Consider the following 18,450-nt stretch of genomic DNA (forward strand, 5'->3'; position numbering starts at 1 on the left):
CGCACGGCCGCCTCAGTAGTCGGACGCCGGTGCACCCGCTGGAGGCACCGACCTCCGGTGGCGCCCCCGCTGCCATCCGCAGCAGCGCCCAAGGGTAGGTTCCGCTTGGGCTGCAGGCGATCGTGGACGCGATCACGGTCTTGGCGATCGTGCCCGCCGGTGGCCGGCGGTGCGGTGCTCACCGGCCGGGCGCCCCCGTGCGCAGGCCGTCCATGACGAGGTCGAGGAGCCTGGTGGCGCGGGGCCGCCAGTCGTCGCGGGGGTCGAGCTGCCACAGGCCCGCGATGGCGAGGAGGAAATCGTCCCCAGTGACGCCAGACCGGACGGTGCCGGCTTGCTCGTTGGCGCGGAGCAGCAGTTCCGCCGCGTCGATCACCGGCGTGGGGGCCGGTTTTGCCGGACTGCCTGGCGCGCTGGTGACCTGCCGGATCGCGTCGGCCAGGCCGGCCTTGGTCATCGCGAACTCCGAAAGCCGGTCCATCCAGGCGCGCAGGGCCTGCGCGGGCGGCCGGGTGCCGAGCAGGTGGGCGGCACTGTCGGCGACCTGCTGCATCTCATGCCGGTAGATCTCCAGGACGAGTGCCTCGCGGTTGGGGAAGTTGCGGTAGAAGGTGCCCTGGCCGACGCCGGCCTTCTTGGCGATCACGCTCAGCGGCGTGTCCGCACAGCGGGACAACTCGGCGAGTGCCACCTCCAGGATGCGCTCGCGGTTGCGCTGGGCGTCCGAGCGCCGGGGTGCGTCCTTCATCTGCGGCACTCGTCCTCCCTGAGGGTTCGTGGCCGAACCTCGCCCTTGCTAAGCGGACAGCTGTCCGTTACGTTTTCCAGTTAGCGGACAGCTGTCCGGTTGTCGTCCACGATAGCTGCGGACGCGTCCCTGCGGCAGTCCGCGGTCCCCTTCGGTTTCAGCACCACGCATCGCCGCCCCACCCCTGCGGCCCAGTGCCGCACCACACACCCTGCGCACCCGCCCGGTACCCCGGTTGCTGAAACGCCCCATCTGCCCTGGAATTGCGAAAGAAGCTGCTCATGGCCTCATCGACGTCCAGTGTCATCACCCTGAACATCAACGGCGAGAAGTACACACTGCCCGTCGACCACCGCACGACCCTGCTCGACGCACTGCGCGAGCGCCTCGCGCTGACCGGCTCAAAAAAGGGCTGTGACCAGGGACAGTGCGGCGCCTGTACGGTCCTGCTGGACGGCCGCCGGGCCGTGTCCTGCCTGCAACTGGCCGTGGCGGCCGAGGGCCGGGAGATCACCACCATCGAAGGCGTCGCCGAGGGCGATCAGCTGCATCCCGTGCAGCAGGCGTTCCTCGACCTGGACGGTTTCCAGTGCGGCTACTGCACTCCAGGACAGATCTGCTCGGCGATCGGGGTGATCCAGGAGCACGCGGCGGGCTGGCCCAGCGCCGTCACCGAGGACATCCGGCCCGAGGCCGGACCACCGCCGCTGACCGCCGAAGAGATCCGCGAGCGCATGAGCGGCAATCTGTGCCGGTGCAGCGCCTACGTCTCGATCGTCGAGGCCGTGGCCCAGGCGGCCGAGGCGCAGCCGGACGCGGGGCGCGCGGGTCTCGGGACGGAACCGAAGGAGGCCGTGGCATGAGGGAGTTCGACTATCGGCGGGCCTCCGACGTCGCCGGCGCCGTCGCGCTGCTCGGCGCCGATCCGGACACCCGCTTCCTTGGCGGCGGCACCAACCTCGTCGACCTCATGAAGGCCGGCGTCGAACGCCCCGCCCGGCTCGTCGACATCCGCGAACTCCCGCTGGATCAGATCGAGCCGACGCCGGAGGGCGGCCTGCGCATCGGCGCCACCGTCACCAACGGCGACCTGGCCGCGCACCCTGAGGTCCGCCGCCGCTACCCGGCGCTGGCCCAGGCGGTGCTGGCCGGCGCCTCCGGACAGCTGCGCAACATGGCCACGGTCGGCGGGAACCTGCTCCAGCGCACCCGCTGCGGCTACTTCACCGACGTCACCAAGCCCTGCAACAAGCGTGTCCCGGGCAGCGGTTGCCCGGCCGTCGAGGGCGAGCACCGCAACCACGCGATCCTGGGCGCATCGGAGAACTGCGTCGCCGTACACCCCTCCGACATGGCCGTCGCGCTCGCCGCCTTCGACGCGGTCGTCCACTTCGAGACCGCCGACGGGCCGGGCGAGACGCCCCTGGCGGACTTCTACCTGCCCGTCGGCGACACCCCGCACCGCGAGACCGCCCTGCCGCCGGGCGCCCTGATCACCGGCGTCGTCCTGCCGCCCGTCCCGCTCGCCGCCAACTCCCGCTACCGCAAGGTGCGCGAGCGCGCCTCGTACGCGTTCGCCATCGGCTCGCTCGCGGCCGCGCTCGACGTGAGAGACGGCTTCGTACGCGACGCGCGCCTAGCCTTCGGCGCAGTCGCCTCCCGGCCTTGGCGGGCCCTCGCCGCCGAACGCGTCCTGATCGGCGCTCCGGCCGACGCCGAGACCTACGCCGCCGCGGCGGACACCGAACTGGCGGCGGCACGGCCACTGCCCCACAACGGATACAAGGTGACCCTCATGCGCAACCTCGTCGTGGCCGAGCTCACCCGGCTGGCAGAGGAGGCCGCCCGATGACCACCGTCACCACCTCGACACACACGCAGGCGCCTTCCGTCGGCACCGCCCACACCCGCGTGGAGGGCAGGGACAAGGTCACCGGCGCGGCCCGTTACGCGGGTGAGATCCCCTTCGCCGACCTCGCGCACGGCTGGCTGGTGCTCTCCACGGTCGCCCGTGGCCGCATCCGCGCCATCGACAGCGACCCCGTCCTCGCCATGCCGGGCGTCCTCGCCGTCCTGGACCACCGCAACGCCCTGCGCGTGAACACCGACTACACCGGTCTGCTGGGCATGAAGCCGGACCCGACCTGTGCCGTCTTCCAGCACGACCGGGTGCCGCATCTGGGCTGGCCGGTGGCGCTGGTCGTGGCCGAGACGTCCGAGCAGGCCAGGGAGGCCGCCGAGGCGCTCGTGGTGCACTACGAACAGGAGCCCCACGACATCGACTTCACCGCGGGCCACCCGGGCGCCTACCCGGTGGACGGGCACATGCCGGCGGTGACGGAGAAGGGGGACCTGGACGCCGAACTGGCCGAGTCGGCCGTCGTCGTGGATGCCGAGTACCGCACCCCCGAAGAGCACCACAACCCGATGGAGCCGCATGCGGCGACCGCCCACTGGGACGGCGGCCGACTGGAGGTGGTCGACTCCAACCAGGGCGCCACCTGGGTCATCGGCGAACTCGCGAACCTCTTCTCGCTCGACCCGGCGTCGGTGCGGGTGCGCTCCGAGCACGTCGGCGGCGGCTTCGGCAGCAAGGGCGTACGGGCCCACCAGGTGGCCGCCGTGATGGCCGCGACCGTCCTGCAGCGCCCCGTCCGAGTCGTCCTGACCCGCCGTCAGATGTTCTCGCTGGCCGGCTACCGCAGCCCCACCACGCAGCGGGTCAGGCTCGGCGCCGACGCCGAGGGGCGGCTGCGCGCGCTGGAGCACAGCTCCCTCAGCCTCACCTCCACCGTGCACGAGTTCGTCGAGCCGAGCGCCGGGGTGGCACGGGTGATGTACGACGCCGACGCCCACCACACCGCCAACCGCGTGGTCCGGCTCGACGTGCCCACCCCGACGTTCATGCGGGCCCCGGGTGAGGCGCCGGGCTCCTTCGCGCTGGAGGCGGCGCTCGACGAACTCGCCGAGAAGGGCGGCATCGACCCGGTCGAACTGCGGCTGCGCAACGACCCCGAGCGGGGGCCGGTGTCCGGCCTGCCGTTCGCCGGCCGCAACGTCGCCGCCTGCTTCCGGGAAGGCGCCCGCAGGTTCGGCTGGGCGGACCGGGACCCGCGCCCCGGCCTGCGCCGGGACGGCCGCTGGCTGCTCGGCACCGGCACCGCGGCGGCGTCCTTCCCCGCGGGCGCGGCGCCCTCCACGGCGACCGTGACCGCGCACCCGGACGGCGGCTTCACCGTGCGGATCGCCGCGGCCGACATCGGCACCGGCGCCCGTACCGCGCTCACCCTGGTCGCCGCCGATGCGCTGGGCGTGCCCCCGGAGCGGGTCCGCGTCCGCATCGGTGACAGCGACTTCGGACCGGCGATGATCGCCGGCGGTTCCATGGGCACCCGCTCCTGGTCCTGGGCGGTCGCGGCCGCGGCCGAGGAACTGCGCGACAGGCTGGGCCTGGGCGCCGACATCCCCCCGGAGGGCATCACGGTGCGGTCGGACACCACCGAGGCCGTCGGCTCGCTCGCGCCCGCCGAGCGCCACTCCTTCGGGGCCCAGTTCGCCGAGGTGGCCGTGGACGTCACCACCGGCGAGGTGCGCGTGCGGCGCATGCTCGGGATCTTCGCGGCGGGCCGGATCGTCAACCCGCTCACCGCGCGCAGCCAGCTCGTGGGCGGCATGATCTGGGGCATCTCCATGGCGCTGCACGAGGAGGCCGTACGGGACCGCGCCTCGGGCGGCCACGTCGGCGCCGATCTCGCCGGCTACCACGTGGCCACCCACGCCGACGTCCCGCACGTCGAGGCCGACTGGATCGACGACACCGACCCGAACGACCCGGTCGGCATCAAGGGCATCGGCGAGGTCGGCATCGTGGGCGCCGCGGCGGCCGTCGCCAACGCGGTCTGGCACGCGACCGGCGTGCGCCACCGGGCCCTGCCCATCCGGCCGGACCGGGTCCTGACCGCGGCAGGGGGAGCGCTTGATGCTTGACCTGGCGGAGGAGCTGGACCGGTGGATCGAGGAGGGCCGGGAGTTCGCCGTCGCCACCGTGGTGTCCGTCGGCGGCAGCGCACCGCGCGGTCCCGGCGCTGCCCTCGCCGTGGACGGTGCGGGCACCGTCATCGGCTCGGTTTCCGGCGGCTGCGTCGAGGGCGCGGTGTACGAACTGTGCCTGGAGGCGCTGCGCACCGGGGAGAGCGTGGTCGAACGGTTCGGCTACAGCGACGAGGACGCCTTCGCCGTCGGACTGACCTGCGGCGGCACGATCGAGGTGCTGGTCACGCCGGTGTCCGGCCAGCCCGCCCGGACGATCCTCGCGGCGGCCGTGGCCGCCGCCGCCCAGGGCCGGCCGGCGGCCCTGGCCCGGGTCGCCCGCGGCCCGGCTGGACTCCTGGGCAGGGCCCTGCTGGTGCGGCACGACGGCACGCACGAGGGCGTACTCGGTAGCCACCCGGAGCTGGACCGTACGGCGGCGGCAGAGGCCCGCGCCCTGCTGGAGGCGGGTCGTACCGGCACGGTGGAGATCTCGCCGGACGGCTCGCACTGCCCCGGCGGCCTCACCCTGCTGGTCGAGTCGAACGTGCCGCCACCGCGCATGATCGTCTTCGGGGCGGTGGACTTCGCCTCCGCGCTGGCGCGGGCCGGCAAGTTCCTCGGCTACCACGTGACCGTGTGCGATGCCCGCCCGGTCTTCGCCACCCGGGCCCGCTTCCCCGACGCCGACGAGGTCGTCGTGGACTGGCCGCACCGCTACCTGCGGCGCACCGGGACCGACGCCCGCACAGTCCTGTGTGTCCTCACCCACGACGCGAAGTTCGACGTGCCCCTGCTCAAGCTGGCCCTCGGCATGCCGGTGGCGTTCGTGGGCGCGATGGGCTCGCGCCGCACCCACGAGGACCGCAACCGGCGTCTGCGGGCCGAAGGCGTGAGCGCGCGGGAGCTGGCCAAACTGCGCTCTCCGATCGGCCTCGACCTCGGTGCCCGTACGCCCGAGGAGACCGCCCTGTCGATCGCGGCGGAGATCGTCGCCGCCAGGCGGGGCGGCACCGGCGTACCGCTGACCGGCTCCCGGACACCGATCCACCGCGACCTTCAGACCGCCGGAGCGACGGGGGGATAAGCTTCATCGACAGATGAATCACTGCCCTCGCGAAGGCAGGACCACCAGGGAGAAGACCACGTGCTGCGTGGTGGGCGGCGGCCTCGCGGGCATGGTGCTCGCCCTGCTGCTGGCCCGGGCCAGCGTCGAGGTGACCGCACTGGAGAAACACGGCGACTTCCTGCGCGACTTCCGCGGCGCGACCGTCCATCCCTGTTGAGGCCCCTCGCTGATCCCCGGGGATGTGGCTGCTACCCGCGCTCCGGCAAGATGATCGAAGACGACGGCTTGGAGCGGCTCGATGTCCTTGGGGGAGCCCGAGGGCACGGTGCAGGCAGTGGTTCCAATCGAAGCCACGCCGACCTTGTGACAGTGTGTCAGCTAGCGGAACCCGGCCCGGCGTAGGACCTGTGATCGGAACCGCCGACGGGCACGACGGTGCGACCCCGCAACGAGGTCGGTGGCGGGCATCCGAAAGCTGATCAGGGAGGACGAGGCGATCAACTTCCGGGCCGTCGCCCGCAGGGCGGGTGTCAGCCTGGACTTCCTCTGTGCCCACACCGATCTGAGCAAACGCATCGAAGCCCTGCGCGGCCAGCAACGGACCGAGGACCGACCTGGCCCTCAGGCGCCCTCAGCCGACGACGGCACGGTCATCAATTCCCTTGGCGAAACCCTTCGTCGTGAGCGCACCACTCACCGCGAGCGCGTCCAAGGACTCGAACAGCGACTGGCCGCCGCACACGGCGAGATCCTGCGCTTGCAACGCTTGATCCAGTCATACGGCCCAGGGCTGTGTCAGCACCCTCCGGGCTGCAGAGCTTACGATCCAGAGCGCAATCCCAGAGCTGTGCTCCACCACACCCGGGGGAAGATCCTTCTTTCCCGAAGCCTTGGCAGTCAACTCAACAAGGCTGGCCCGGAGTGCGGCGGCGGGCTCACCAAGGACGATCGCGCTGATGATCAGCTCCATCATCAGACAGTGGTACTCGTCGCCCCTGCTCCGATAGCGCTCCCCATCGGCCTCGACCACAGCAGAGGCGATCCTCCTCCCACGACCAGTCCCGGGGGCAAAGGACACTTCATAGACGCCGTGACCGGTCCAACTCCGGTGCATCCCAGTCCTCGTCAGTCCAGACACGATCCGGCAGCAGAGACACCGGCCGGGGCGTGCTGATCGGGTGGAGACGCCGGAACGACTCTCGGGTGAGCGGGGCATTGCCAGTCATGACGCGATCCCACAGGGTGTTGAGGCCGGCGGCATCGAGACCTGGACGAGGCTGGCCTCGATGCCGCCGACGTGCGCAATGCCGTCGCGGCGGCACTCCGCCACCGCACCATCCACTGGCGCACCAGCGCCACCAACCAACCGGCCCTTGGCGCGGTTGTCCGCCGCGATGGACCTCTCCTACCCGCCGACGCCGAGGATCATCAGCAGCGGGGCCGCCAGCGCGTCTCGTGGTGAAACCGGACGCCGGGAACGTCCACAACGGTCAGGTGCACTCCTTGCCCGGCGCGACATCAGCCGCCTGTGGAGACCCGGGTATGGACTTGTGCGAGGAATGCCGCAACGTCCATCGGGACCGGAACGACTTGCCGCGACGGATGGTGAAGCGGCCCAGAACAACGTGGACGGCCACGAACACGACCTTCAGCAGGATGATCGCCACGACTGCGTTGACGGCCCAGCCGGTCCACGTCGACGCGGCCAGTACGGCTCCGCCCAGACCCAGGTGCACGGCGACGACCACGGCGCCGACCGCAATCAGTCCTATGGTCCTGCCGCGGCCCGGGCGCCTTGCAGTCCCGGTTTCGGGAGCGGAGGCTGGGCCGGCACCTTCGCCGGGTGGTCCTGGAGGCGTTGGCCACTGCTGCCAGGTCACCGTCAGCTGGTCACGCCGGCCGATCTTCTCAAGGCGTGCGGTGATGCCGTATTGGAGTCGCTGCAGAGTGTCCTCGTCGTCGGCATCGACGCGCAGCCTTAGCATGTCAGAGGTGGCCTGCAGGGTGAACTGGCCCTCATCGAAGCGAATCACGCCGCACGTGTCGGAGTAGTCGACATCCTGCACCGTCGGCGGCATGCCACCACCGCCGTGACGGGCGGGCGGCAGGTGACGCATTCGACTCATCTGGCCGAGATGACGGCAGAATTGCACGAGGTACCGGCTGGCACGCTCGGTGGGAATGCGGGCTTCGGCGGTCGGCATGACCTTCCTTTCTGAACCGCAGGGTGGCGCTGCGGGCGCGGGCATCGACGGGTGCCGCGCACGGGTGGGGCCCGCCCTGCGGAGGGTTTCAGTTCCTGGTGAGAGCGGTGCGCCAGCCGCGGATGCCGTCGGCGTAGGCAGGCAGGGCGCTGTCGATCGTGACGGGTTCGATGGCGTCGACCCGCCACCCGTCGGCGAACGCCGTGCGGATCTCATCTGGTGTCAGCCGGTGCACTCGACCGGACGGCGCCGGCGGCTCGTCGCGGAAGCAGAGCATGAAGCAGCGCCCGCCGGGTTTCGCCGCAGCGCTGAGGCTCTCGACGTAGACCGCACGCTCCGCACCGCGGAAGGCGTGGAAGACCAGGGAGTCCAGGACGACATCGAACCGCTTGCCGAGGTCGGCCAGGCGCCGGGCGTCGTGGCGCTGGAATCGCGCCCTCAGGTCGCGTTCTTGCGCCTTCTTCGCCGCAAGATCCAAGGCGTTGGTGGCGAGGTCGATGCCGGTGGACTCCAGGCCGAGCCGTGCGGCCATGAGCGTGTGCTCGCCGGTGCCGCAGCCCACATCCAGCACCCGGCCATGCAGGAGCCCCGCGTCGGCGAGGGCGAGGAAGGCGGGCTGGGGGCGGCCTGTGTCCCAGGGCGGCGGGCTCGCGTACAGCTCCTCGTGCCGGAAACCGGCGTCGGCCGCGCCCTGGTGGCCGGGAGCGCGGTGCGGGCCGGGCTGGCCAGCGTCGAAGTCGCGGAACCCGGGATCAGCGGTGGGCTCGTCAGCGGGCTGTGCCATGAGAAGCACTCCTCTCCGTCGCGTGGAAGGACGGATGGCCGCGACGCCCTCAGCTTTATCGAGACACTCTGTCTCTGTCAATCCAGAGTGTCTGAACATCGTCATCGCGTAGACTGCATAGGTGCCGAAGCTGTGGAATGAGACGATCGCCGAGCACCGCCGCACGGTCCGCGAAGCGACCTTGGAAACCACCGCGGCGCTGGTGGCCGAGCACGGGCTGGCGTCGGTGACGATGTCGCAGATCGCGAAAGAGACCGGCATCGGCCGGGCAACGCTCTACAAGTACTTCCCGGACGTCGAGTCGATCCTGGCCGCCTGGCACGAACGCCACGTGACCGCGCATCTCGAACACCTCGCCCGCATCCGCGACCAGGCTGGCGCCCCCGGCGAACAACTCGCAGCTGTACTCCACGCCTACGCGGACATCACCCACGAGCGCCCTCAGCACACCGAACTCGCGGCGCTGGTGCACCGAGGCGAGCACCTCGCGCACGCCGAGCAGCACCTGAATGCCCTCGTGGGCGATCTCATCACCCAAGCCGCGCAGGCCGGGGGCATCCGCGATGACATCGCCCCCGGCGAGCTCGCGACCTACTGCCTGCACGCCCTGGGCGCCGCCGGCACCCTGCCCTCCAAGGCTGCCGTCCACCGGCTGGTCGCGGTCACGCTGGCCGGCTTGCGCCCCTCGCCGCCGGTACCCGATGCCACCGGAGCCACCCAGCCTCTTCAACGCCTCGCCGCGGCGGGCGGCTCATCGTCCACCCCGACGCATGGCCCCGGGCGCCACACCGCCCACGCTGGTCAATCGACCGATACATGAGCAGAATCAAGACGCGATCCTGGCGGTGACCGCAGGCATACCTCGCTGCGGGAGGGGCCTGGCCGGGCTGCCGGCTCGTCCCTCAGGACTTCAAGGTCGTCCCATCGCCCTTTTGGCTGCCATCACCCCGCCAGGTCCTCGGCCGCGGACTCCATGCACGTGCTCGGCCGTCGTGTGCGTCGCCGTAGCCGGCGACAGGCGGGGCAGTTCGCGCCGCTGGGTGCGTTCAGATGCGGGGGGCCGGGCTTGTTGATACCCCGGCCATATCAGGCTGACCGAGTTGCGTGGCCAGGGTCTGCAGGAGCGCGGCGGCAGCCATCCGCGTCAGCGGGTGGCCGAGTCCTGCGCGGTCGACCGCTTACTGGTCGGTGGCCCGGAAGCGACGCAGACGCAGGCTGTTGCCGATGACGAAGACCGAGGAGAAGGCCATGGCCGCTCCCGCGATCATCGGGTTGAGCAGTCCGGCCGCGGCGAGCGGCAGGGCGGCGACGTTGTAGACGAAGGCCCAGAACAGGTTGGTCCTGATGGTGCCCAGCGTCTTGCGGGCGAGGCGTATCGCATCGGCGGCGACGCGGAGGTCCCCGCGCACGAGGGTCAGGTCGCCCGCTTCGATGGCGGCGTCCGTGCCGGTGCCCATCGCAAGACCGAGGTCGGCCTGGGCGAGGGCTGCTGCGTCGTTGACGCCGTCGCCGATCATGGCGACCGAACCGCCCTCGTTCTGTAGGCGCTTGACGACGTCGACCTTGTCCTGCGGCAGGACTTCGGCGATCACGTGCTCGGGGTCGATGCCCACCTCGGCGGCCACGGCTTCGGCGACGGCCCGGTTGTCACCGGTGAGGAGGATGGGGGTCAGCCCAAGGGCGCGCAGGCGGCGGATCGCTTCGGGGCTGGTTTCCTTGACGGCGTCGGCGACTTCGAGGACCGCGCGGGCCTCGCCGTCCCAGGCGACGGCTATGGCCGTACGTCCGGCAACCCCGGCCGCGTCCTTGGCTCGCTTCAGGCCGGCCGGCAGGGACATGGCCCATTCGGCGAGCAGCTGCTCGCGGCCGACGAGGACGGCGTGCCCGTCCACGATGCCCTGGACGCCGAGACCGGGGACGCCTGCGAAGTCCTCGGGCGCGGGGAGGGTGCCGACGCGGTCGGCGGCTCCGGCGGCGACGGCCTGGGCGATGGGGTGCTCGGAGGCGTGCTCCAGGGCACCGGCCAGCCGCAGGACGTCGCTCTCCTCGGCGCCTTCGGCGGTGTGTACGGCCAGCAGGGTCATGCGGCCGGTGGTGACGGTGCCGGTCTTGTCCAGGACGATGGTGTCCACCTTGCGGGTGCTCTCCAGGACCTCGGGGCCCTTGATGAGGATGCCGAGCTGGGCGCCGCGCCCGGTGCCGACCATCAGCGCGGTCGGGGTGGCCAGCCCGAGGGCGCAGGGGCAGGCGATGATCAGGACAGCGACCGCTGCGGTGAACGCGGCGCTCAGGCCGGCGCCGTTGCCGAGCCAGAACGCCAGCGTGCCCAGGGCCAGGGCGATCACGACGGGGACGAAGACTGCGGAGATCTTGTCGGCGAGGCGCTGGGCGGCGGCCTTGCCGTTCTGCGCGTCCTCCACCAGTTTGGCCATGCGGGCGAGCTGGGTGTCGGCGCCGACCCGGGTGGCCTCGACGACCAGACGTCCGCCGGCGTTCAGGGTGGCGCCAGTGACGCCGTCCCCGGCGCCCACCTCGACCGGGACGGACTCGCCGGTGAGCAGGGAGGCGTCCACGGCGGAGGAGCCCTCGACGACCGTACCGTCGGTGGCGATCTTCTCGCCGGGGCGGACCAGGAAACGGTCCCCGACCTTCAACGCGGCGACGGCGATGCGCGCTTCACCGCCATCGCGCAGCACGGTGACCTCTTTCGCGCCGAGCTCCAGCAGGGCCTTGAGCGCGGCACCCGCCTTGCGCCTGGAGCGGGCTTCGAAAAACCGGCCGGCCAGGATGAAGGCCGTGACGCCTGCCGCGGCCTCCAGGTAGATGTTCCCGGCGCCGTCACTGCGGGCGATGGTCAGCTCGAAGGGGTGGGTCATGCCGGGCATGCCGGCCGTGCCGAAGAACAGTGCCCACAGCGACCACAAGAACGCCGCTGACACGCCGACGGAGATCAGCGTGTCCATGGTGGCGGCGCCGTGCCGGGCATTGCTCCAGGCAGCCTTGTGGAAGGGCCAGGCGGCGTAGGTCACCACGGGTGCCGCCAGGGTCAGCGAAAGCCACTGCCAGTACTGGAACTGCAGCGCCGGAACCATCGCCATCGCGATCACCGGCACGGCCAGCACCACCGCGGTGGTCAGCCGCTGCCGCAGCGGTATCAGTTCTTCCCGCTCCTGGGCCGCCGGGCCGCTGCCGGGTTCCGGCTCGGTCCTGGTGGGTTGGGGCTCCTGCGCGCTGTAGCCGGTGGCCTCGACGGTGGCGATCAGGTCGGTGACGGTTATGTCCTCGCGGTAGGTGACCTTGGCCTTCTCGGTGGCGTAGTTGACGGTGGCCTCGACGCCGTCCATGCGATTGAGCTTCTTCTCGATGCGGGCGGCGCACGAGGCGCAGGTCATGCCGCCGATGGCCAGCTCGACCTGGCCGGTCAATTCCCGGTGCTGGGCCGGGGAGGGGGCCTGGGCCTTGGTGCTGGTGCTCGCACTCATCACGGTTCCTTCGACAAGGGGAGGTGAGGGATTGCCGGCCGGAAGAGCTTGTTCATGCCGGCGGGCCCCGCCGGGGCGGGCGTGGGCGCCTCGCCCCGGAGCCGGGCAGTCAGTGGCAGGTGCCGCAGCAGCCGCCCGAGGACTGCTGCGGGGCTGCGGTCACCTCGTAGCCGGCCTCCTGGACCGCGGCGGTCACCGCGGCGTCGTCGAGCGGGCCCTGGGAGCTGACGGACACCGTCCCGGCGGCCAGATCGACCTCGACACCCGTGACACCGGGCACCTTGGTGATCTCCTCGGTGACCGCGCTGACGCAGTGTGCGCAGGTCATACCCGTAACGGTGTAGACGGACGGGGAGCTGGACGTGGTTGTTGCCATGACGGAAGCCTCCTGGTGTGGACGTGTCAGCCGGCCGGATGGCCGGTGGGCCACTCCCAAGATACCCCCAGGGGGTATGCAGTCAAGTTTGCTGAACACCTCGACGAGGCCGCAGGGGCCAGGAGTGCGCCAGCCGCGCGATCGCATCACCGGCTTCTGCCCAGGTCCTGCGGGCGCGGAGCCCGGCCTCCCCGGGCGGCCGGGCTCCCGGCCAACTGCCCCGCCGATTAGCCTCCGGTGCGGGGACCGGCGGGTGCCGGCCCATACGCAAGCCGTCTTCATGGGGGGCGCACTTCGGCCCAGCTCGCGCAGTCGATACCCTGCCGGGGTATGGTCGTACGGCGAGACGGAACGAAAGGGAAGGGGCATGGCCGTGGACAGCGCACAGGCAGGCAGGCGGGGCGTCGCCCGGCTGCTGGCGGTGTGCGCGGTGCTGTTCGGGCTTTTCCTCATGCACGGAGCCCCGGCCACGGCCGCGGAGGGCTGCCACGGCGCCATGCCCGCGGCCTCGCCGATGTCCAGCGGCCACGACGCTGCTGCACTGCTCATGGCCCACGCGCCGACCGGGCACGGTCCCGGCCCCGCGGTCCGGGCCGCGGACGTCTCCGGGATGCCCGGAGTGCTGTGCGTGTCGACGCCCGCCCACGAGCGGACCCCCCTGCCTGCGCCCGGCCTGCTCGCCGTGGCAGGTGCCGCCGTGCTCGTGCCATGGACGCTGACCCGACTGCGGGCAGCGGCCGGCGAGAGCGGGCGGCGCGGGCCGCCGGACGGCGGACGAGATCTCCTGCTTCAGGTGTGTATCGCGCGGACGTGACAGGTGCGCGCCGGACCCGGCCCCCAGGCCGGAAACCGGCCCCGTGTCCTGCTCGTTTCCGCGCACCACCGGTGTGGTGCGCCCACCCGGAAAGATTCCACTTCGATGGTCACCTCCTACCGTTCGATCGCGCGCCGCCGTGGCCTCGCAGCGGCCGGCGCCGCAGCCGCTCTCGCGCTGACGCTGGCCGCCTGCGGCTCCTCCTCCAGCGACTCCTCGTCCATGCCCGGCATGGATCACGGCAGCAAGCCCTCCGCGTCCTCCTCGCCCAGCGCGTCGCAAGCCATGGGTGACATGCCCGGCATGGATCACATGGCCTCCGGCAACGGCCTGTCCGACACCCAGGACGGCTACCGCCTCACCTCCAAGGACGCGACCCTGCCGTCCGGCAAGCAGACCGCCTACCGGTTCACGGTCACGGGCCCGGACGGCAAGCCGGTCACCGGCTTCGCCCTCGACCAGACCAAGCGGATGCACTTCTACGCCATCCGCTCCGACCTGACCGGCTTCCAGCACATCCACCCCACCATGGCCGCCGACGGCACCTGGACCGCTGGCCTGGCCTCCCTCACACCGGGCTCCTGGCGCCTGTTCGCCTCCTTCACCCCCGATGCCGGGGCCGGCAAGGGCAAGGACTTCGTGCTCTCGCACACCGTCACCGTGCCCGGAAACGCCACCAAGACCCCGCTGCCCGCCCCCGCCTCTAGCACGCAGGCCGACGGGTACACCGTCACCGTCAAGGGCGAGCCCATGGCCGGCATGGCGCACCCGCTGACCGTCTCCGTCGCCAAGGACGGCAAGCCGGTCACCGACGTACAGCCCTACCTGGACACCTATGCCCACCTGACCGCCTTCCACGAAGGCGACGCCGCGTTCGCCCACCTCCACCCGACCACCAAGGTGACCGGCGACCACGGCGGCCCGGACTTGAACTTCCACGCCGAGCTGCCCACCTCCGGCAACTGGCGGCTGTTCCTGCAGTTCCAGACCGGCGGCAAGCTCCACACCGCCGCCCTGACTCTGCGCGTCGGCTGAACCCCGGCGGGGCGCCGCCCACACGGCGGCTGGTGCGCTTCTGGCGCACCGGCGGGCTGTCCATGCTCCGGATGATGGGCGGCTCACCCGACGCCGGCCACGATCACACCGGCCACCTGCAGCACGGGCACCCAGCAGGGGAAACGCACGGCGGGCACCACCGCTGAAGCCTGCCCTCCACCCGTGGGTGGAGGGCCGGTTCTGCCCACGGGCCGATCCGCGAACCGCCGTCGACATGCTGGAGTAGTGCTGTGACTGCGACCATGCCGCGCGTCCTGCCCAGCCCGGACGGCAAACCGGTTCCGCCGACCGGCACCGCCGACGCCTTCCGGGCCTTCGCCCGTGACCTGGCTGCCGGCCGGCGGCCCTGGACGGCCGCGACCGCTCAGTTCATCGCCGCGCAGTTCGACCAGCTCGCCACCGACTGGGACACCACCCGCGCCACCGGCCGCGACGACCCCCTGCGCGACGCCCTCACCCGCGGCGGACCACTGCCCGCGGGCCCCTGCCTTGAACTCGGCTCCGGCACCGGCCTGTTCACCCCCCTGCTGGGCACCGTCTTCCCACAGGTGATCAGCGTGGACCTGTCGCTGCGCATGCTGCAGCAGGCACACGGCCGCTCACCAGTGCGCGTCCAGGCCGACGCAAGCACGCTGCCACTGCCCGACTCCTCCGTCGCCGCCATCGCCGCGATCGACATGCTGCTGTTCCCCACCGAGACCGCCCGCGTCCTGGCGCACGACGGAGTGCTGCTGTGGATCAACCAGCTCGGCAGCGACGGCCCGCTGCACCTACCCGCCACTGCCGTCGCTGCAGCCCTGCCCGGCACCTGGCACGCGACCGAGTCCGAAGCCGGCTGGGGCACCTGGGCCGTCCTACGCCGCACCCGCTGACACGCGTCCGCCCCGGCAGCGAGCCACAGCCGGGCGCAGGGCCCCGCTCAGGGACTGCACTGCACCGTGACCGTTGGTGCCATACTTCTCTGGATCCGGTCCTCCACCTCGCCGGAGAGTCTCTAGCCCTCCACCAACGCCGCCACCAGGCGCGTCATGGTCGGCTGTGGGTCCGGTGTGCCCGGCCAACTGGTCATCAGGAGATGGTGGGCGGTGCCGACGATGGCGAGGGCCACGGTGTCCGGATCGATCGTCTCGGCCACCCGGCCGAGCTTCTGTTCGTCCTCCAGATAGCCGGTGACGGCCTCCTGGATCGCGGTGAAGCCCGGCGCCCCGCCTTCCAGGGCCGTGCGGATGCGCTGCGCGGCCGCGGTGCGGCTCAGGGCGAGGCCCGACAAGGCAGGGCCGCCGGAGTCGAACAGCGCGAGGACGACGGCGTCGAGATTCCGCGCCACCGTACCCTGCCCGGCGACGTCGGACAGCGCCTGCGCCTTCGCCGCCGTCCGCGCGAACCGGTCGAGGCAGAGCTCGGCCACGAACTCGTCGAACCCCGCGAAGTGCGCGTGCAACAGTCCCTTGCTGCAGCCCGCCTCGGCGGTGACCGACCGGCTGGTGAGTGCGCCGGGCCCGTCCCTCTCCACGACGCGCTCGGCGGCCGCGAACAGCCGCTCGCGTACGTCCGGCGTCGCCACTCCGCGCGGTGACATGGCTCGCTCTCCCGTTCTGCCTCGAGGGCCGTAACTCCCCGGATGGTAGCGGGGATTGCCAGTTTGGGCACATGCCCATACTATTTGGGCACACGCCCATTCTCCGTCATCCACCGCAGGAGGCACCCGTGCCGGACGTCGTCAACACCGACCAGGCAAAGGCGTGGAACGGCCCCGAAGGTGCCCACTGGGCCCGCAACCAGGACCGCTGGAACGCCGTGAACGAAGGCTTCAACGAGCCGCTGCTAGACGCCGCCGGAATCACCCCGGACCACCGGATCCTCGACCTGGGCTGCGGCTCCGGGCAGACCACGCGGCTCGCCGCCCGCCGCGCACCCCGAGGGCAGGCGCTGGGCCTCGACCTCTCCGCTCCCATGCTGGCCAAGGCGCGGTCCCGCGCGGAGCGGGAGGGCATCACCAACGCCTCCTTCACTCAGGGCGACGCGCAGGTGCACCCCTTCGAGGCGGGCGCGTTCGACGCGGCGATCAGCCGCTACGGGGTGATGTTCTTCGCCGACCCCGTGGCGGCCTTCGGCAACGTCGGCCGGGCGCTGCGGCCCGGCGGGCGCCTGGCGTTCGTCTGCCCGGCCGATGCCGGGCTCAACGGCTGGGTGGCGGCGATGGAGTCGCTCCGCGACTTCCTGCCGGTCGGCGACTTCGGAAGGCCGGGGCTGCCCGGCATGTTCTCCCTTGCCGCTCCAGACCGCATCCGTGACATCCTCACCGCGGCCGGATTCACCGACATCGCCATCAACCGGGTGCAAGCCGAAGGGACATGGGGAAACGGAGCTGAGGACGCGGCGGAGTTCCTGCTGGGAACGGGCCCCGGTCGCCACCTGATGAAACAGGCCGACGCGACTGCGCGGGCCCGCGCCCACCGCACCCTGACGGCCCATCTGCGAAACCAGGTGGCAGCGGACGGCACAGTGCGGTTGCGCAGTACGTCGTGGCTGATCACAGCGGACCGCCCGACCAACCCATCGGACAGGTCCTAAGATCCGACAACCTCAGTTCCGACAATCGGGTTGCCTGGTGAACGGTCCACAAGTCCCCAGCCAGAAGACGGGGCTCACGGATCTCGTCGAGGACCTCGCGGTGATCGGCAGCAAGGTCAGCGACCTTGCGCACGTCTGCGGCGCCCAGACCCGAGGCGCTCAGGTCATCCGCGATGCCGTGCAGGGAGGCGACCACGGCCGCACTCGAAGTGGGAAACCCTGGACCGGCGACCGCGCCGAAGTGCGCGCCGCTGATGGAGTGCACCCGGAGCTGGTGATCTCGCCGAGCTGGGAGAAGAAGCCCCATCGCATGCGGCAGCACCGCCAGCGCCTCAACAATCCCGGACGCCGCAGGCGGCAGCTCCGGAAGATCGAACACCGTCAGCCCCGAGTGCTCGCACAACCGCAGACCCGTACGGCCCATCGAGTCCGCGCGCGTTCCGCGCCGCCCACCTCCCGCGGAACCCGCGCCTTGGCATCTCCGTCGAGTCGAAGCCGCACAGTCCGACATCGCGCCACAACGGAAACGACCTCGGTGGCAGACCCTTCACCTCCCGCCGTGGCCCCGTGTGCGATGTCTCGGCGGGCACCTGCCGCACCATGTCTCTGCCAGCTCCACCCCGCCAGGGCGACCACACAGCGGCCGCGCGCTGACGGATGGGATTGGCCCGGACGAGATCCCGCTCGATCGCCCAAAGGTAGAACTGGTTGACCGTGGACACCTCCCGACCCCAGCTGGTGTCTTCCAAGCGAGGTCCATGGTCGTCGCGACGACGCCACGACTCGTACGCCGCCCGGTCATCCACGGTCGCGTTGCGCCAGTCACGCCGGCCTCGTGCGAACCACAGGAAGCCGAAGTACGTACGCAGGTCCCGGGCATGGGCGGCTCGGGTGTTCCACGGTGAAGACGCGAGCCGGACCGAGAAGTACCGGTTCAGCGCCATGTCGAACCCGCCCACCGGACTGATCAGGAACGGCTGCCCCTCAGGTATACCCCGGTCGTCCGACCCTCATTGAGACCGGCGAACACGGCGCTGAACTCCCGTAAGAACGGGGTTTCTTCGCGCGGCCACGCCTGGTCTCGGCGAGTGAAGTGCACCCGCCACCGCGTGATCGACATGGCGCCGGACTCTGTCCCGCGGACAGTTCAACAGCGCATAACCGAAGTGGGACGGTTCTCCAGACACGTCAACTACTCGGCCATGAACGACCGAGCTTGCTGACTCGGATCGTGACGGCTCCGTTTATGCTCCCGACTGCCCCCTACGACAGGGCGGTCACGGGTCACATCTGCCTCTCCCCGCTAGGCGGGGA

At 71.3% G+C, this 18,450-nt stretch carries 19 protein-coding genes and 1 pseudogene; 10 read left to right on the forward strand and 10 right to left on the reverse strand.

From position 1 onward, the window contains the following. Positions 1-178 precede the first annotated feature (178 nt). On the reverse strand, positions 179-748 hold the full coding sequence (locus SRB17_RS43655) for a TetR/AcrR family transcriptional regulator (RefSeq protein ID WP_153547559.1): 570 nt from the start codon (positions 746-748) through the stop codon (positions 179-181). A gap of 281 nt (positions 749-1,029) precedes the next feature. Between SRB17_RS43655 and SRB17_RS43660 the strand changes: the two genes are divergently transcribed. The 5 genes and pseudogenes from SRB17_RS43660 to SRB17_RS43680 all read left to right on the forward strand — a co-directional run. Next, positions 1,030-1,611, forward strand: a complete 582-nt coding sequence (locus tag SRB17_RS43660) for a (2Fe-2S)-binding protein (RefSeq protein ID WP_153547561.1) — start codon at positions 1,030-1,032, stop codon at positions 1,609-1,611. Next, positions 1,608-2,600 carry an FAD binding domain-containing protein gene (locus SRB17_RS43665; protein ID WP_153547563.1) on the forward strand — a complete coding sequence of 331 codons (993 nt, stop codon included), beginning with the start codon at positions 1,608-1,610 and terminating at the stop codon, positions 2,598-2,600. The genes SRB17_RS43660 and SRB17_RS43665 overlap by 4 nt, the downstream gene beginning before the upstream one ends. Continuing rightward, on the forward strand, positions 2,597-4,735 hold the full coding sequence (locus SRB17_RS43670) for a xanthine dehydrogenase family protein molybdopterin-binding subunit (protein ID WP_153547565.1): 2,139 nt from the start codon (positions 2,597-2,599) through the stop codon (positions 4,733-4,735). The genes SRB17_RS43665 and SRB17_RS43670 overlap by 4 nt, the downstream gene beginning before the upstream one ends. Further along, a complete protein-coding gene (locus SRB17_RS43675) occupies positions 4,728-5,864 on the forward strand; it encodes an XdhC family protein (RefSeq protein WP_153547567.1) in 1,137 nt (378 codons plus the stop codon). Before SRB17_RS43670 ends, SRB17_RS43675 begins: the two co-directional genes overlap by 8 nt. Before the next feature lie 13 nt (positions 5,865-5,877). Continuing rightward, positions 5,878-6,057, forward strand: a pseudogene (locus SRB17_RS43680) (FAD-dependent monooxygenase); the annotation flags it as partial. Positions 6,058-6,477: 420 nt separating this feature from the next. Here the strand turns inward: SRB17_RS43680 and SRB17_RS47865 are convergent. The 4 genes from SRB17_RS47865 to SRB17_RS43695 all read right to left on the reverse strand — a co-directional run bounded on the left by SRB17_RS47865 (position 6,478) and on the right by SRB17_RS43695 (position 8,834). After that, positions 6,478-6,609, reverse strand: coding sequence for a hypothetical protein (locus tag SRB17_RS47865; RefSeq protein ID WP_267133512.1), 132 nt, complete (start codon positions 6,607-6,609; stop codon positions 6,478-6,480). Positions 6,610-6,621: 12 nt separating this feature from the next. Beyond that, a complete protein-coding gene (locus tag SRB17_RS47290) occupies positions 6,622-6,876 on the reverse strand; it encodes a hypothetical protein (protein ID WP_228396665.1) in 255 nt (84 codons plus the stop codon). 460 nt (positions 6,877-7,336) lie between these two features. Beyond that, complete coding sequence (locus SRB17_RS43690) at positions 7,337-8,050, reverse strand: DUF2218 domain-containing protein (RefSeq protein WP_194294355.1); 714 nt, start codon at positions 8,048-8,050, stop codon at positions 7,337-7,339. An 88-nt stretch (positions 8,051-8,138) separates the two neighbouring features. Further along, the gene (locus tag SRB17_RS43695) at positions 8,139-8,834 is read right to left on the reverse strand and encodes a class I SAM-dependent methyltransferase (RefSeq protein WP_153547571.1); all 696 of its coding nucleotides are present in this window, start codon (positions 8,832-8,834) and stop codon (positions 8,139-8,141) included. Positions 8,835-8,955: 121 nt separating this feature from the next. On the opposite strand from SRB17_RS43695, the gene SRB17_RS43700 reads away from it, so the two are divergent. Beyond that, entirely contained in the window at positions 8,956-9,654 is a 699-nt protein-coding gene (locus tag SRB17_RS43700) for a TetR/AcrR family transcriptional regulator (RefSeq protein ID WP_323377577.1), read from the forward strand. 358 nt (positions 9,655-10,012) lie between these two features. On the opposite strand, the gene SRB17_RS43705 is transcribed toward SRB17_RS43700, so the two are convergent. Together SRB17_RS43705 and SRB17_RS43710 are read right to left on the reverse strand one after the other, a co-directional pair. Beyond that, positions 10,013-12,316 carry a heavy metal translocating P-type ATPase gene (locus SRB17_RS43705; protein ID WP_153547573.1) on the reverse strand — a complete coding sequence of 768 codons (2,304 nt, stop codon included), beginning with the start codon at positions 12,314-12,316 and terminating at the stop codon, positions 10,013-10,015. Positions 12,317-12,425: 109 nt separating this feature from the next. Further along, complete coding sequence (locus SRB17_RS43710) at positions 12,426-12,692, reverse strand: heavy-metal-associated domain-containing protein (protein ID WP_153547575.1); 267 nt, start codon at positions 12,690-12,692, stop codon at positions 12,426-12,428. A 367-nt stretch (positions 12,693-13,059) separates the two neighbouring features. On the opposite strand from SRB17_RS43710, the gene SRB17_RS43715 reads away from it, so the two are divergent. The 3 genes from SRB17_RS43715 to SRB17_RS43730 all read left to right on the forward strand — a co-directional run bounded on the left by SRB17_RS43715 (position 13,060) and on the right by SRB17_RS43730 (position 15,434). Further along, complete coding sequence (locus tag SRB17_RS43715; RefSeq protein ID WP_153547577.1) at positions 13,060-13,506, forward strand: hypothetical protein; 447 nt, start codon at positions 13,060-13,062, stop codon at positions 13,504-13,506. A gap of 105 nt (positions 13,507-13,611) precedes the next feature. Beyond that, positions 13,612-14,541: a hypothetical protein gene (locus SRB17_RS43720; RefSeq protein WP_153547578.1), complete on the forward strand. Its 930-nt coding sequence runs from the start codon at positions 13,612-13,614 to the stop codon at positions 14,539-14,541. A gap of 251 nt (positions 14,542-14,792) precedes the next feature. Further along, positions 14,793-15,434 (forward strand): class I SAM-dependent methyltransferase, encoded by a 642-nt coding sequence (locus tag SRB17_RS43730; protein WP_153547580.1) that lies wholly within the window; start codon positions 14,793-14,795, stop codon positions 15,432-15,434. Positions 15,435-15,556: 122 nt separating this feature from the next. Here SRB17_RS43730 and SRB17_RS43735 read toward each other — a convergent pair whose 3' ends face one another. Continuing rightward, positions 15,557-16,141, reverse strand: a complete 585-nt coding sequence (locus SRB17_RS43735) for a TetR/AcrR family transcriptional regulator (protein ID WP_153547582.1) — start codon at positions 16,139-16,141, stop codon at positions 15,557-15,559. A 128-nt stretch (positions 16,142-16,269) separates the two neighbouring features. Between SRB17_RS43735 and SRB17_RS43740 the strand changes: the two genes are divergently transcribed. After that, positions 16,270-17,136 carry a class I SAM-dependent methyltransferase gene (locus SRB17_RS43740; RefSeq protein ID WP_323377578.1) on the forward strand — a complete coding sequence of 289 codons (867 nt, stop codon included), beginning with the start codon at positions 16,270-16,272 and terminating at the stop codon, positions 17,134-17,136. Here the strand turns inward: SRB17_RS43740 and SRB17_RS45800 are convergent. Together SRB17_RS45800 and SRB17_RS48775 are read right to left on the reverse strand one after the other, a co-directional pair. Next, the gene (locus SRB17_RS45800; RefSeq protein ID WP_194294356.1) at positions 17,096-17,539 is read right to left on the reverse strand and encodes a hypothetical protein; all 444 of its coding nucleotides are present in this window, start codon (positions 17,537-17,539) and stop codon (positions 17,096-17,098) included. The genes SRB17_RS43740 and SRB17_RS45800 overlap by 41 nt on opposite strands. Further along, positions 17,469-18,080, reverse strand: coding sequence for a site-specific integrase (locus SRB17_RS48775; protein WP_416237147.1), 612 nt, complete (start codon positions 18,078-18,080; stop codon positions 17,469-17,471). Before SRB17_RS48775 ends, SRB17_RS45800 begins: the two co-directional genes overlap by 71 nt. Positions 18,081-18,450 lie beyond the last annotated feature (370 nt).

The organism is Streptomyces sp. RB17, from assembly GCF_009604455.1.
Taxonomy (GTDB): Bacteria; Actinomycetota; Actinomycetes; order Streptomycetales; family Streptomycetaceae; genus Streptomyces.